The following is a 13,870-nucleotide window of genomic DNA, read 5'->3' on the forward strand; positions in this document are numbered from 1 at the left end:
CGTGGTTCCGGCTCTGTCACGAATTGGCCGGGCGATTTTTGCATTGCAGTTGTATTGGGAAGCGGCTACCGTTGGCAATACGATCGCATTGCGAAACCCGGGGAGGGGTCATGCCAGTCGTGGGTCTGCGGGACGTCGGGCCGGGCCTGCGGGCGGTCGCCGGCGGCAAGGCGGCCGGGCTCGGTGCGCTGCTCAGGGCGGGCGAGCGGGTGCCCGACGGGTTCTGTGTGACGGTCGAGGGGGCCGAGCCGAGCGAGATCATTTCCGCGTACGAGGCCCTGGGCGCCCCCGCCGTGGCCGTGCGCTCGAGCGCGACCGTGGAGGACGGGCCCGATGCGAGCTTCGCCGGGATGTTCGACACCGTGCTCGACGTGCGCGGCGTCGACGACCTGTTCGCGGCGATCCGGCGATGCCGGGACTCGGCCGGCGGTGCGCGCGTCACGGCGTACGGGAAAGAAATTGATGTCGGTATGGCCGTCGTGGTGCAGCCGATGGTGGACGTGGTGACCGCCGGTGTGCTGTTCACCGCCGACCCGGTGCGGGGCACGCGCGGCCGGATGGTCGTGGAGGCGGCCGCCGGGACCGGGGTGGTCGACGGCACCGTGAACGTCGAGCGGCGGGTGCTCGACCGTGACGATCCGCTGTGGGTGGTGGGGGAGCGGCTCGAAGCGCTGTTCGGCGGGCCGCAGGACGTGGAATGGGCCGTGGACCGCCACGGTGAGCTGTGGATTCTGCAGTCGCGGCCGATCACCACGCTGTTCCCGGCGCCACCGGTCACCGGCGGGCCGCCGCGGGTCTACCTCGAGTTCGGACATGTGCAGGGCATGCTGCAACCGGTCACGCCGAGGGGGATGGACACGCTCAAGGAGCTGGTCCGGGACATGCTGGTGCCGCTCGGGCTCCGGGTGGAGATCATCGACGTCGGCGGCCGGATGTACGGGGACATGACCGACCTGGTCCGCGATCCGGTCGCCCGCCGCCGGCTGATTCCGCTGCTGGCGGTCGATTTCGGGCCGCGCGCCCAGGCCGTGATGCGGCATGTGCTGGACGACCCGCGGTTCGCGCCCGGGCCACGCCGCAAGCGCCCCCGCGGTGCCCTGCCGCCGATCGGCCGGGCCGTGCGGGGCGTCGCCGGCGCCCTGCTACGCCCGGAACAGGCCCGACGGCGTCTCGACCGGGAGATCGACCGAATCCGGGTCGCCGCGGAAAAGCCGGCCGACGAGACTCCGGACGCGATTCTCTGGCCGATCGTCGCGGGCATGATGGCCGCCGCCCTCCCGGCCAAGCTGCTGGGCGATGTCGCACGCCCCGGCGAGATCCACACGGTGCTGGGCGGCATGCCGCACAACGTGACGATCGAGATGGACCTGGCGTTGTGGGAGCTGGCCGGGGGCGCCGACGACCCGGCCGACGTCGATCTCACCGAGTTCCTGCGCGCGTACGGCCATCGCGCTGCCGCCGAGGTCGATCTGGGCGTGCCGCGGTGGTCGGAGGATCCGGCGCCGGTGCGGGCCGCGCTCGCCGCGATGGTTCGCGTCACCGACCCCGAGCAGGCGCCCGACGTGCGGTTCGCCCGGGCCGCCGAACGGGCCGAGACCACGCTGCGTGACTTGAGCGTGCGCGTGCGGCGGCGCCGGCCCGTACGGGGAACGCTTGCGGTCTGGCTTCTGCGTCGTGCCCGGGAGCTGGCCGGTCTGCGCGAGTCCGGCAAGTTCGCGGGCCTCTACCGTCTGGCCGCGATGCGCCGTGAGCTGCTGGCTCAGGGTGCCGAGATGGCCGCGGCCGGGGTGCTCGAGCAGGCCGGGGACATCATGTTCCTGACCCGGGAGGAGACAGATCAACCCCTTCCCGCCGTACGCGACCTGGTCGCGAGCCGCCGCGCCACCCACGAACGCGAGTGCCGCCGCCGATCCGTACCGGTGGCCCTGTTCTCCGACGGCACCGACGTCGAGGCGACCATGCCGGTGACCGCCCCGGCCGATGCCCTGCGCGGCGTGGGGGCGTCGGCGGGGCGGGCGACCGGTCCCGTACGCGTCGTCCTCGACCCGGCCACCGCCCACTTCGAACCGGGAGAGGTCCTGGTCACCGCCACCACCGACCCCGGCTGGACGCCCCTGTTCCTGACCGCGGCCGCGCTCGTCACCGAGACGGGCGCGGTGATGGCCCACGGCCCGACGGTCGCCCGCGAATACGGGCTGCCCGCGGTCATCTGCGTGCCCGGCGCCACCCGTCACCTGCGGACCGGCCAGATCGTCACGGTCGATGCGGCCGCCGGAACTGTCGTTTTGGAAGGAGCACGATGAGCGTTCTCCGGCGCGCTGCCGCGGCCGAGGCGGCCACCTGGCGAAACCTGGCGTCGTGGGTCTGCCGGCGTCCGGTGCCGCTGCACGGCGGACAGGCGTACGGGTATCTCGGCGTGGTCAAGCCGATCCTCGGCGTCTTCCTGGGGTTGTCGATCGTCGAGATCCCGGTGCTCGACCTGATCGTCAAGCACGTCGTGCCGTGGGGTCCGGCCCGCCTGATCATGCTGGTCATCAGCGTGTGGGGTCTGCTGTGGATGCTCGGCTTCCTGGCCGGGATGATCCGGCACCCGCACCTCGTGCTCGCCGACGGCCTGCGGGTGCGGATGAGCTCGAGTGTCGACGTCACGGTGCCCTGGCCGGACGTCGAGTCGGTCCGGAAGCGCTATCGTTCGATGCCGTCGAGCCGCGCGGTGCAGCTCGAGGACGGAGCCCTGCACATCGTGGTCGGCAGTCAGACCAGCATCGACGTCCGGCTGCGGCGCCCGATCGTCTTCGACGTCCCCCGGGGCGGCGAGCCGGTGCAGGAGCTGCGCCTGTACGCCGATGACGCCGACGGTCTGGTCCGGGCCGCCCGGGTGTTCGACGCGTACGCGGCCTGACCCATGCCCAAGATCGTCGACCACGAGGCACGCCGCCGCCTGATCGCCGACGCACTCATGCGGGTGGCGGCCGAGCAGGGCCTCGAGGCGGTGAGCCTGCGTCACGTGGCCACCGCGGCCGGGGTGTCGGCCGGGATGGTGCAGCACTACTTCCGCACCAAGGACGAGATGATGGCGTTCGCGATCGCCGTCGTCAGCGAGCGCGGCGAGGCCCGGGTCGGCGCCGCCGTGGCCGCCCTCGGCGACAACCCGCCGCCCCGGCTGATGCTCCGCACGATGATCGCCGCGCTGCTGCCGCTGGACGAGCCGTCCCGGGCCGACGGGCGGGTGGCGCTGGCCTTCTTCGCGTACGCCACGGTCCGCCCCGAGGCCGCTGCCGCCCTCCGCCCGTCGACGTCACAGCTGGTCGACTTCGTCGCGAGCCTGCTCCCCGGTCCGGGGGCGGCCGACGGGGCCGCTTCGCTGCTGGCCCTGATGGAGGGGCTGGGCCTCTACCTGCTGGGCGGCCAGTTCACTCCCGTGCAGGCCCTGGCCGTGCTCGACGCCCAGCTCGACCACCTGTTCAGCTGATCCGCCGCTGCTTCCCTGATCCGGCTGCTCCCCTTCCGGCTGCTTCGCGAATCCGGCTGCTTCCCTGCTCCGGCGCGACCGGCGTCGCGTGCCCGGCAACGTCATGTCAGCGCATCGAGTACGTCCTGGTAGGCACCTTCCACATCGCCGTCGCGCAGGCGGATCAGCCGGGCGCGCGGCCGGGCCGGGAGCAGTGCCATCAGCCGGTGATAGAGCTCGGTGATCTCACCCGGATCGTTGCCGTCACCCCGGACGGCGTCGCGGCGCAGCACGTTCTCGAGGTCGTCGACGAGCACGATCTCGTGGAACTCGGCGTCCAGCGTCTCCAGCTGCTCGATGAACTGCGGCCGCGCCAGCAACTGCGGAACCACCACGTCGTGCCCGGCGGCCAGATGCTCGCGGGCCGCCGCCAGCGCGATGGCCCGCGCGAGCAGCCCGGCCGGTCCACGATGGTCCCGCCACCCGCCGATCAGATCCCGCACCCGGTCGACATCGAGCGCCAGGGCGAGAGGGTGCCGCTCCACATACATGCGGGCGAGCGTCGATTTTCCGCACGCGGCCGGCCCGTTGAGCAGGATCAGTCGGGGCATCGAGCAAGCCTATGCTGCGTGCGTGCTGACGCCCGTCTTCTACGCCCGGCCCGACGCGGTGCCGATGCCGCTCGCCGGTGTGCCCGCCCTGGCCAGCTGGGACAAGGCCGGCTCGCCCGGTCAGGTGCAGTCCACCGCCTTCACCAGCCATGTCACCTCGCTGGTGGCCGGACCGCTGGCCGGGCTGGCCGGCCCGGTCGCGCTGAGCCTGCACGTCGCGACGGACAACACCACATCCCACGACCTCGACAACTACCTGTTCCCGCTCGTCCCGAGGATCACCGCGAGCACCGGACGGCAGTTCGCGTCGGTGTGGGGGAGCAAGGGGCGCGAGCCGGCTTCGTCGATCACCGTCGGCCCGGCTCGTCCGGTGGACGATCCCGGTGGCGTTTACGCGTTCAGCGTCCGGACCACGGCGTCCGCGGAGAGCGTCGCCTACAAACAACAGATCCGCGATCAGGTCGCCGCGGCCCGGCCGTTGCCCGGCGGCGGCGTCGCGTTGCAGCTCGCGTTTGTCGTCGGGTCGCGGCGCGCCTGGCCCAACCTGTGGAAGTCCACGATCGACGCCCTGGGTCCCGTCCTCGGCCGCGACTCCGGCGCCGCCGAGTGGAACGCCCGCGACGGCCGCATCGTCGACCTCGGTCTGCATTGCGTGGTCGACCCGGCCGCGGGCAACGACGTGGCGATCGCGATCCGCGCGAACACCGCGGAACCCGGCTGACCGGCCGCCTGCCGTGGTCATGCCCGGTGCCGGCACCGCGAAGCCGTTGACGCCGAGTGGCGATCGCGATCCGCGCGACCACCGTGGAACCCGGCTGACCGGCCGCCTGCCGCGTGGTCATGCCCGGTGCCGGCACCGCGAAGCCGTTGACGCCGAGCATTCGCCGCACTGTGATCGAGCGGCCGGGCTGAACCGCACGACGACGGCCCGGCGCGGGGTCAGTGGGCTCGGGCGAAGCGGGCCCGATAGGTCGAGGCGCTCAGGCCGTAGTGGGATTTGAACCGGCGGGCGAAGTAGTTCTGGTCGGGCCAGCCCACCGATTCGCCGATGCGGTTGATCGGCTGGTCGGTGTGCAGCAGGCGGGCCGCGGCCAGTTCGACGCGGTGGCGGGACAGGTAGGCCATCGGGGGCAGGCCGGTGGCCGCCTTGAACAGGCGGACCAGGTAGCCGGGGGCCAGGTGCAGCTCGGCGGCCAGGTCGGTCAGGGTCCACTGGTGGGCGGGACGGTCTTCCATCATGCGCATGGCGTCGAGCACCGCCGTGTGGGTGCTCATCGACTCCTCCGAGGAGGTGCCGGCCACGGCGCGGGCCAGCGCGCTCAGGAACAGGGTCAGCCGGCCCACCAGGTCGCCGCGGTATTCGGGGGCCGGTAACGCGCGCAGGCCGTCCAGGTGTTCGAGGCACGTGGCCAGGGCTTCGCCGGGCAGGTGGGTGGCCAGGACGCCGCGGCGCTGCCCGGAGTACGGGCCGGTCCACAGCAGGTGGCCGAGGTGCGGGTCCTGCCTGGTCCAGGCCAGTTCGCGCTGCAGCAGCTCGGTCGAGAAGCAGCAGTTGTAGAGGTCGAGCCGTTCACAATTCTCGTAACCGTGCCAGACCCCGGGCCGCAGCAGGAGGGCGTCGCCGGCGTGCAGGTCCTGCCGGCCGGCCAGGCTGTGGTGCACGCCCGTGCCGGCCGTCACGACGGCGATCTCGACGAAGCTGTGCGTGTGCACCGGATGCGCGCCTTCGTGCAGGTAGTGGCCCGCGTAGGCGTGCGAGCCGTCGATGAAGTGCAGCAACGTCCGGGTGTTCTCGACCGGGGGTTCGTCGGTCATGCCCCACCGTAGGCCCTGCCCGAGGAGCGCAGACAGGGCAGGACGCGGGTGAATTTTGTGCTACCTCCGGTTCATCACGGGCTATGTCGTGGGCCACACCGAAACGCAGGATCGGGGGCACGGCGAAACTTTCCCGCCACCAAGCCGAAACAAAAATTCTTGCCCTCCGATGCGACGCCGGTTCTTGAATCGTTTCACGGATAAACCCCAGCAGGAGTGACATGCCGGACATCTCAGCCCCTCAGGATCTCCGCTTCGAGCACCACCATCACGGCAGTACCGCAGGCATCGGCACGCCCGCTCCACGGATCTCCTGGCAGATCGCGGACGCCCCGGCCGGCTGGGTCCAGACCGCCTACCGCGTCGAGATCACCCGCGGCGGCGACACCGAGGTGTTCGAGGTCCAGAGCCCCGACCAGGTGCTCGTGCCCTGGCCGGCCGCCCCGCTGACGAGCCGCGAGATCGCCACGGTCCGCGTGCAGGCCGGCGACAGCGACTGGAGCGAACCGGCCACCGTCGAGGCCGGCCTGCTCGACCCGCGCGACTGGACCGCTCGCTTCGTCAGCCCGCGCGACATCGGCGCCTTCGGGAGCCCGGCCCCGATCCTGACCGGCACGCTCAGCACCACCGGCGAGATCATCAAGGCCCGCCTGTACGTCACCGCGCACGGTGTCTACGAAGCGAGCATCAACGGCACCCCGGTCGGCGACGAGGTGCTCGCCCCCGGGTGGACGGCCTACCAGCACCGGCTGCGCTACCAGACGCACGACGTCACCGGCCTGATCACGCCGGGCGAGAACCGCGTCGAGGTGCGGCTCGGCAACGGCTGGTACCGCGGCTACCTGGGCTTCCGCGACCAGCACAGCCTCTACGGCGACCGGCTGGCGCTGCTGGCCCAGCTCGAGGTCGAGACCGCCGACGGGCAGGTGCACACCCTCGCGACCGACGGCACGTGGACCGCCCGCGAGGGCACGATCGTCGACGACGACCTCTACAACGGCCAGCGCACCGACCTGACCCGCGCGCCCGGCCCGGAGTCGCCGGTCGACCTCATCGACGCCGACCTGAGCCTGCTGGTGGCGCCGGACGGCCCGCCCGTACGCGTCACCGACGTCCTGCCTGCGGTTGCGGTCACGACGTCGCCGTCCGGGAAGACCCTGGTCGACTTCGGGCAGAACCTGGTCGGCCGGGTCCGCCTCACCGTGCGGGGCGTTGCCGGGACGGTCGTGGTCCGGCACGCCGAGGTGGTCGAGGACGGCGAACTGGGCGTGCGGCCGCTGCGCACCGCCCGCGCCACCGACGAGTGGATCGTCGACGGCCCGGACGAGGTCGTGCTCGAACCCACCCTCACGTTCCACGGCTTCCGCTACGCCGAGGTGACCGGTGTCGAAGCGCTCCAACCCGAAGACATCCAGGCCGTCGTCATCGGGTCGGACCTCCGCCGTACGGGCTGGTTCGAAAGCTCCCACGACCTGCTCGACCGCTTCCACGAGAACGTCGTCTGGGGTATGCGCGGCAACTTCGTCGACGTCCCGACCGACTGCCCGCAACGCGACGAGCGCCTCGGCTGGACCGGCGACATCCAGGTCTTCTCGCCGACCGCGTCGTTCCTGTTCGACAGCGCCGGCTTCCTCACCAACTGGCTGGCCGACCTGAGCGCCGAGCAGCAGAAGGACGGATCGGTCCCGTACGTGGTCCCGGACGTCCTGCGTCAGCCCGGTCCCGCCACCGCGGCCTGGGGTGACGCCGCCACGATCGTGCCATGGGTGATCTATCAGCGGACCGGCGACCGTGGCCTGCTCGAACGGCAGCTGCCCAGCATGCGGGCCTGGGTCGACCGGATGGCGGCGCTGGCCGGTCCGAGCCTGCTGTGGGCGGGCGGTTTCCAGTTCGGTGACTGGCTCGACCCGACCGCCCCGCCCGCCGACCCGTTCCGGGCCAAGGCCGACCCCGACGTCATCGCGACCGCCCATCTGGCCCGGTCGGCCGAGGTGGTGGCCCAGGCGGCCCGGGTCGTGGGCGCCGGCGACGTGGCCCGCGAGTACGGCGAACTGGCCGAGCGGGTGCGGGCCGCGTTCGCCCGCGAGTACGTGACCGACGGTGGCCGGGTGCTCAGCGACGCCGCCACCACCTATGCCCTCGCCCTGCAGTGGGCGCTGCTGCCCACCGCCGAGCAGCGCCGGAACGCCGGGGAGCGGCTGGCCGACCTGGTCCGGACGGCGGGCTACCGGATCAGCACCGGGTTCGTCGGCACCCCGCTGATGACCGACGCGCTGACCGACGCCGGGCGGCCCGACGTGGCGTACCGGCTGCTGCTGCAGACCGGCGTGCCGAGCTGGCTCTACCCGGTGACGATGGGCGCCACCACGGTGTGGGAGCGGTGGGACAGCATGCTCCCGGACGGCTCGATCAACCCGGGCGAGATGACGTCGTTCAACCACTACGCGCTCGGGGCGGTGGCCGACTGGCTGCACCGGCGGGTGGCCGGACTGGCCCCGGCCGAGCCCGGTTACCGGCACATCGAGGTGCGGCCGGAGCCGGGCGGCGGGCTCACGCACGCTGCGGCGCGCCACCTCACCCCGTACGGGGAAACCTCGGTCTCTTGGCAGCGTGACAACGGCGAACTGACGCTCGATGTGGTGGTGCCAGTGGGTGCGACCGCCACCGTGCACGTGCCGGGTGGCGGGGAGCCGATCACCGTCGGGCACGGCCGTCATCACTGGAGCGTCGAGGACGCGTACGCGGGAACGGCGGAACTGCCGGCCGAGCCCAGCATCCGGCAGTTGATGGACCACGCACCCAGCTGGGACGGGGTTGTCGCCGCGGCGGTCCAGGCGGGTGTCGCGAGTGACGAGGCCGACCTGGCCGGACGGCTCGAACGCTACCTCGACGCGCCCGCCACCGAACTCGCCGGCGCCGCCACCGCGCACGGCTTCATCCCGGGTGGCGCCCAGCTCGCCGCCCGCCTGCAGACGATCCTCTCCGGTAGAAACGAATAAAGGGAGTAACCATGAAGCGACGTCAGATAGGCCTCGCCGTACTCTCGGCGGCCACCGCGATGGCGCTCGGCGCGTGCAGTGCCGGCAGCCTCGGCAGCAGCGACGACAGCAGCAGCGGCGGCGGCGGCAAGGTCACGCTCTCGTTCCTGACCGACAACCAGCCGGAGACGGTGAAGATCGCGGAGGGGCTGGCCAAGGACTTCAACGCCAAGAACCCCGACATCACGATCACCGTCGAGACCCGGCCGCAGGGCACCGAGGGCGACAACGTCGTCAAGACCCGGCTCTCGACCGGGGACATGACCGACGTCTTCATGTACAACTCGGGCTCGCTCATGCAGGCCCTGGCCCCGCAGAAGAACCTCACCCCGGTCGACGAGTTCGCCGGGCAGCTCGACGACAACTTCAAGAAATCGGTCGGCTCGGACGGCAAGATCTACGGGGTGCCCTTCGGGAACTACATGGCCGGCGCGATCCTCTACAACAAGGACGTCTACGACAAGAACGGGCTGAAGGTCCCGACGTCGTGGGCCGAGTTCGAGGCCAACAACGCCAAGCTCAAGGCGGCCGGCGTCGACCCGGTCATCCAGACGTACGGCGAGACCTGGACGTCGCAGCTGTTCATCCTGGGCGACTACTTCAACGTCGAGGCGACCACCCCGGGCTGGGCCGACCAGTACACCAAGAACCAGGCCAAGTACGCGACCACGCCCGCCGCCCGGGCCGGCTTCGACCACCTGCAGGAGGTGCACGACAAGGGGTACGTGAACAAGGACTTCGCGTCGGCCAAGCTCACCGACGGCCTGAACAAGCTGGCCAAGGGTGAGGGCGCGCAGTACCCGATCCTGTCCGCGATGCTCAGCCAGCTGATCGCCGACAACCCGGGCACCGAGAACAAGATCGGCCTGTTCGCCATCCCGGGCGCCGACGCCGCCAAGAACGGCCTGACCGTGTGGGCGCCGAACGGCCTCTACATCCCGACCAGCACCACCGGTGCCAAGCTGGACGCGGCCAAGAAGTTCCTCGGCTTCGTGGCCAGCCCCGAGGGGTGCGAGTCGCTCGGCAAGGCGTCCCAGCCGACCGGCCCGTACGCGGTCACGGGGTGCAAGCTGCCCGACTCGGTGCCGCAGGCGGTCAAGGACATGCAGACCTACATCGACAAGCCGGGCGCGTCCGGCCTCGCCCTGGAGTTCCTGTCCCCGGTCAAGGGCCCGGCCCTCGAGCAGATCTGCGTCGAGGTCGGCTCCGGCATCCGCAAGGCCGACGCCGCCGCCAAGCTGTACGACGAGGACGTGAAAAAGCAGGCCCAGCAGCTTGGACTGGAAGGTTGGTAGCCCTGGAGGCCCGGTCGCGTGTGAGCGCGACCGGGCCCGCCCCGGCCGGGCGGAAACGCAGCCCGTACCCGATCTGGTTCTACCTGCCGGCCGCCATCGTCTACGCGGTGCTGTTCCTGGTGCCGACGGTGACGTCGTTCTACTTCAGCCTGACCCGGTGGAGCATCTTCGACTCGCAGTTCATCGGGTTCGACAACTACGTCACGTTCTTCCAGGAGCCGGCCCTGGTCTCCGGCCTCTGGCACACCGTGGTTTACGCGGTGGTCACCTCGGGTCTCAAGGTGGTGCTCGGGCTGGGCCTGGCCGTCCTGCTCACCTCGCAGATCATCGGCCGCGGCTACCTGCGCTCGGTGGTGTTCTTCCCGGTGCTGGTCAGCACGATCGGGGTCGGCCTGACCTTCACCATCCTGATGGACCCCGAGGACGGCCTGATCAACGAGTCGCTGGCCCTGCTCGGCATCCAGGGCCCGGGCTGGCTGACCGACCCCAGCTATGCGCTGCTGTCGGTGGCGCTGGTCGACGTCTGGAAGGGCGTCGGCCTGGCCACCCTCATCTACATCGCCGGCATCGTGTCCATCCCGCAGGAGTACTTCGAGGCGGCCCGCGTCGACGGCGCCTCGGCCTGGCAGAACTTCCGGAGCATCGTGCTGCCGCTGGCCCGCCCGGCCACGTTCACGGTGATCCTGCTGTCGCTGATCGGCGGGCTGCGCTCGTTCGACCTGATCTGGGCGATGACCCGCGGCGGTCCCGGCTTCACCTCCGACGTCATCGCGTCGGTGATCTACAAGCAGTACCAGGCGGGCTTCTACGGCCTGTCCACGGCCGGCAACGTGGTGCTGTTCCTGCTGGTGACGGCGATCATCTTCCCGCTGTCGCGCTTCCTGAACTCGCGGGAGGTGGACCTGTGAAGTCGCGCAACCCGCTGCTCAGCATCGTGGCGATCCTGCTGTCCGTCGTGGTGTTCCTGGTGCCGTTCGCGTTCATCCTGCTGACCGCGGGTAAGAGCCGCCAGGAGGCGTCCCGGCTGGACTTCACCTGGCCCACCCAGTTCCAGTTCGTGCAGAACTTCGTCGACGTGGTCCAGGCCCGCGACTACATGCTGATCATCGCCTTCATCAACAGCACGATCCTGACCGTCGCCTCGGTGACCATCATGGTGGTGCTGGCGGCGATGGTGGCCTTCGTGCTGCAACGCCGGCGCACCCGCTGGACCGGTTTCGTCAACTTCCTGGTCCTGTCCGGCCTGATCATCCCGCCCGCCGTGGTGCCGACGATCTGGGTGCTTCAGAAACTGGGACTGTTCCGGACGATGCCCGGCCTGATCCTGGTCGAGGTGGCGTTCGGCCTGTCCTTCTGCATCCTGCTGTTCCGCGCGTTCATCGCCACCGTCCCGCGCGAGCTGGACGAGGCCGCGATCATCGACGGCGCCGGCCCGGTACGGCTGTTCTTCCGGGTCATCCTGCCGTTGCTCAAGTCGGTGATCATCACCTGCGTGGTGGTCCAGTCGGTGACGGTCTTCAACGACTTCGTCAACCCGCTGTACTTCCTGCCCGGCGACCAGAACGCCACCGTGCAGCTGACGCTGTACAACTTCTCGAGCTCGTACTCCACCCAGTACAACCTGCTCTTCATGGACATCCTGCTGATCACGATCCCGCCGCTGATCATGTTCCTGTTCTTCAACAAGCGCATCGTGGCGGGTATGACCGCGGGCGCCATCAAGGGATAGGGCCGGGGTCGCGCTGTTGCCTCAGCGCGGCCCCTCTATCCCGACTTGCGGCAGAACAGGGCGTCGGGCGTACGGGAAGAGAAGACCCGGCCGGTGTAGGCGACGCCGGCGGCGTATTCGTCGGTCGCGCACTGGCCCTTGTAGTTGCCGGTCGCGAACTCGCCGCCCGGGTTGCCCTCGGGACGGTTGTCGCCGCGGTCGAACCAGAGCGTGCGGCCGGTGGACGCGGCCGCCGTGGGGGAGGCGCCGCAGAGCACGCTCGACATCGCCGCCCCGCGAACGGCGTAGCCCACGAGAAGGGACCCGGCCGGGCACTGCAGCTTCGTGTAGCCACCGGCCCAGTCGGTCGTCACGTACTGCTCGTTCCGCACCACCTGATAGGACGTCCAGTCGCTCCCGGTGCACAGCGCGCGGTTGCCGGTGTGGGCCAGGCCCGCCAGGCGCTGGCCGTCGGGGCAGGTAGCCTTGCGGGCGCCCGAGTCCCAGTCCGGCTCGCCGCGCATCCACAGCGACGCGATGAAATCCCCGTTGTCGGGGCTCAGCATCGACCAGGGGGTCACGGGGTCGATTTTTCCCGTACGACCGGAGCCCGTGAGCCGGTTCCAGATCGGTGCCCGCCAGTCGTCGAACCCGGTCAGCGTGCCCGCCCGGTCCCAGAACAGCAGGCCCCAGTTGTTGCCGCTCTCGCTGAAGCCGACGGCCGGCCAGTACGCGAAGTCGGCGTCGGTCTGCACCAGGAAGTCGGTGAAGTTGACGAACCAGTTCCGCTGCGACGAGCCGGCCGCGGCGTTGCGGTCGACGCCGAACTCGCTGATCCACACCGGCGCGGTGAAGTGCTGCCCGGACTCGGTGGCCACGTACATCGCGTCGCGCTGCAGCACCCGGAACAGCTCGTCACGGCTCAGGTCACGGTAGCGCGGGTCGGTCGTCTCGCCGGTGCCGGTCGCGCCGCTGTGGTTGGCGCCGGTGTAGTCGTAGAAGTGCGCCGCGTAGACCAGCTTGCCCGACTTCACGAGCGTGTGCGACAGCGTCCGTACGGGCTTGAGGGTGGGCCGCTCGTGCGCGAAGCCGTCGATCGGGATGCCGGTCCAGTTGATGCCCTCGACGATGATCAGCAGGTTCGGGTTGGCCTCGCGCAGGATCCGGTCGCCCAGCCGTTGCGAGGCGGCGAACCAGTCGTGGTCGTTGCCCCAGCCCCAGTTCGGGTCGTCCAGCACCGTACGGCGTACCTCGTTGTAGAGGTCGGCGCCGACCACCCGGGGGTTGTCGCGGTAGCGGCGCACCATGGTGAGCCAGGTGTCCTCCCACTGCTGGGCGCTCTGCGAGGTGTTCCACCGCTCGTTGCCGTCGACCCCGCAGCACCAGCGCGTCGTATTGGTGTGGTTGTTGAGGACCACGGCGAGTCCGGCGCCGGTCAGGGCCGCGACCACGGCGTCGTACACCGCAAGCGGGGTCTTGCCCTTCAGTTGCGGGTTGGCGGCCAGATAGCGGTCGCCCACCGGCTGCGAGTCGGTGACCATGGCGCTGGAGAACGGCAGGCGCACGCTGTTGATGCCGATCGCCTGGAAGTTGGCGACGATGGTGGCCAGCGGCGCCCGGTCGAGGCCCATCGGCACGCGGCCCGAGTTCTCGCCGGCGTGGTGGTTGGCGTCGGTGTCAGCGTCGCCGGAACCGTTGTAGGTGCCGCTCGCGCCGTGCCAGTTGGCCGACTTGAGCTTGAAGCGGTTGCCGTCGGCGTCCACGATGTAGCGCCCGCGCGTGCTCAGCGGCGCGGCCCAGGTCGCCTCGGCCGCCTGGGCGGCGGTGGGCACGGACAGGACGGTGGCGACGAGAGCCAGGACGAGCAAGGCGCGCATGGGCATCTATATATCGGATCCGCGGGCCGATGGCGATCGTTGCGGCGAAAGTCTGCCCTATCCGGCCGCGTACGG

11 protein-coding genes are annotated in these 13,870 nt (G+C 70.6%); 8 read left to right on the forward strand and 3 right to left on the reverse strand.

Annotated features, from left to right (window positions below):
- Positions 1–110: 110 nt before the first annotated feature.
- The 3 genes from KOI35_RS12435 to KOI35_RS12445 are packed head-to-tail and all read left to right on the forward strand — an operon-like array spanning position 111 to position 3,472.
- A complete protein-coding gene (locus KOI35_RS12435; RefSeq protein WP_215786806.1) occupies positions 111–2,303 on the forward strand; it encodes a PEP/pyruvate-binding domain-containing protein in 2,193 nt (730 codons plus the stop codon).
- Complete coding sequence (locus KOI35_RS12440; protein ID WP_215786808.1) at positions 2,300–2,902, forward strand: hypothetical protein; 603 nt, start codon at positions 2,300–2,302, stop codon at positions 2,900–2,902. The genes KOI35_RS12435 and KOI35_RS12440 overlap by 4 nt, the downstream gene beginning before the upstream one ends.
- A 3-nt stretch (positions 2,903–2,905) precedes the next feature.
- Positions 2,906–3,472: a TetR/AcrR family transcriptional regulator gene (locus KOI35_RS12445; RefSeq protein ID WP_215786810.1), complete on the forward strand. Its 567-nt coding sequence runs from the start codon at positions 2,906–2,908 to the stop codon at positions 3,470–3,472.
- 101 nt (positions 3,473–3,573) lie between these two features.
- Here the strand turns inward: KOI35_RS12445 and KOI35_RS12450 are convergent, their stop codons facing one another.
- The gene (locus tag KOI35_RS12450; RefSeq protein ID WP_215786812.1) at positions 3,574–4,062 is read right to left on the reverse strand and encodes an AAA family ATPase; all 489 of its coding nucleotides are present in this window, start codon (positions 4,060–4,062) and stop codon (positions 3,574–3,576) included.
- A gap of 22 nt (positions 4,063–4,084) precedes the next feature.
- Between KOI35_RS12450 and KOI35_RS12455 the strand changes: the two genes are divergently transcribed.
- Positions 4,085–4,783, forward strand: coding sequence for a hypothetical protein (locus tag KOI35_RS12455; RefSeq protein ID WP_215786814.1), 699 nt, complete (start codon positions 4,085–4,087; stop codon positions 4,781–4,783).
- Between the two features lie 218 nt (positions 4,784–5,001).
- Here the strand turns inward: KOI35_RS12455 and KOI35_RS12460 are convergent, their stop codons facing one another.
- Entirely contained in the window at positions 5,002–5,877 is an 876-nt protein-coding gene (locus KOI35_RS12460; protein WP_215786816.1) for a helix-turn-helix transcriptional regulator, read from the reverse strand.
- A 221-nt stretch (positions 5,878–6,098) separates the two neighbouring features.
- On the opposite strand from KOI35_RS12460, the gene KOI35_RS12465 reads away from it, so the two are divergent.
- From KOI35_RS12465 to KOI35_RS12480, 4 genes are read left to right on the forward strand one after another with little or no spacing between them, the layout of a single operon-like run.
- Positions 6,099–8,876, forward strand: coding sequence for a glycoside hydrolase family 78 protein (locus tag KOI35_RS12465; protein WP_215786817.1), 2,778 nt, complete (start codon positions 6,099–6,101; stop codon positions 8,874–8,876).
- 11 nt (positions 8,877–8,887) lie between these two features.
- Positions 8,888–10,210 (forward strand): ABC transporter substrate-binding protein, encoded by a 1,323-nt coding sequence (locus KOI35_RS12470; protein ID WP_215786819.1) that lies wholly within the window; start codon positions 8,888–8,890, stop codon positions 10,208–10,210.
- Positions 10,204–11,118, forward strand: coding sequence for a carbohydrate ABC transporter permease (locus KOI35_RS12475; RefSeq protein WP_215786821.1), 915 nt, complete (start codon positions 10,204–10,206; stop codon positions 11,116–11,118). Before KOI35_RS12470 ends, KOI35_RS12475 begins: the two co-directional genes overlap by 7 nt.
- Positions 11,115–11,939 carry a carbohydrate ABC transporter permease gene (locus KOI35_RS12480; protein ID WP_308120925.1) on the forward strand — a complete coding sequence of 275 codons (825 nt, stop codon included), beginning with the start codon at positions 11,115–11,117 and terminating at the stop codon, positions 11,937–11,939. The genes KOI35_RS12475 and KOI35_RS12480 overlap by 4 nt, the downstream gene beginning before the upstream one ends.
- 35 nt (positions 11,940–11,974) lie before the next feature.
- Here KOI35_RS12480 and KOI35_RS12485 read toward each other — a convergent pair whose 3' ends face one another.
- Positions 11,975–13,795 carry a glycoside hydrolase family 5 protein gene (locus KOI35_RS12485; RefSeq protein ID WP_246613033.1) on the reverse strand — a complete coding sequence of 607 codons (1,821 nt, stop codon included), beginning with the start codon at positions 13,793–13,795 and terminating at the stop codon, positions 11,975–11,977.
- Positions 13,796–13,870 lie beyond the last annotated feature (75 nt).

It is taken from the genome of Paractinoplanes bogorensis, assembly GCF_018829635.1.
GTDB classification, from domain to species: domain Bacteria; phylum Actinomycetota; class Actinomycetes; order Mycobacteriales; family Micromonosporaceae; genus Actinoplanes; species Actinoplanes bogorensis.